This is a genomic window from Pseudalkalibacillus sp. R45 (assembly GCF_052246725.1).
In the GTDB taxonomy this organism is placed as follows: Bacteria; Bacillota; Bacilli; order Bacillales; family Fictibacillaceae; genus Pseudalkalibacillus.
Genome location: NZ_JBQQCL010000054.1, coordinates 1 through 522 on the forward strand (window position 1 = coordinate 1; position 522 = coordinate 522).

Consider the following 522-nt stretch of genomic DNA (forward strand, 5'->3'; position numbering starts at 1 on the left):
GCATCCACCGTGCGCCCTTCATAACTTAACCACGTTATGAATGAACTTACACTTCTTACTTGTGTCATTAAATGACGTTTCGATGTCTTGTTTTCAAGAATTTCATTATCTAGTTTTCAAGGAACAGATCCGCCGCTCATCTTTCAAGCGACAAGAATACATTATACCGCACTATCGACCGAATGTCAATAGTTTTGGTGGAGCCTAGCGGGATCGAACCGCTGACCTCCTGCGTGCAAGGCAGGCGCTCTCCCAGCTGAGCTAAGGCCCCATAATCGAAAGATATGCATTTATGAAAAATGGTGGGCCTAAGTGGACTCGAACCACCGACCTCACGCTTATCAGGCGTGCGCTCTAACCAGCTGAGCTATAGGCCCAAACAACCTTGTTTCACAAGCTCTTTCAAAACTAAACAAAAGCCAAAGCGTGTTCCATGTCCATAAAGGACTCCTTAGAAAGGAGGTGATCCAGCCGCACCTTCCGATACGGCTACCTTGTTACGACTTCACCCCAATCATCTGT

The 522-nt window shown here is 46.7% G+C and carries 2 tRNA genes and 1 rRNA gene; all 3 read right to left on the minus strand.

The features are described 5' to 3' along the window. Positions 1 to 195: 195 nt before the first annotated feature. A tRNA-Ala gene (locus tag ACTWQL_RS24885) sits at positions 196 to 271 on the minus strand. Positions 272 to 300: 29 nt separating this feature from the next. Next, positions 301 to 377, minus strand: a tRNA-Ile gene (locus ACTWQL_RS24890). Between the two features lie 78 nt (positions 378 to 455). Beyond that, positions 456 to 522, minus strand: a 16S ribosomal RNA gene (locus tag ACTWQL_RS24895); the annotation flags it as partial.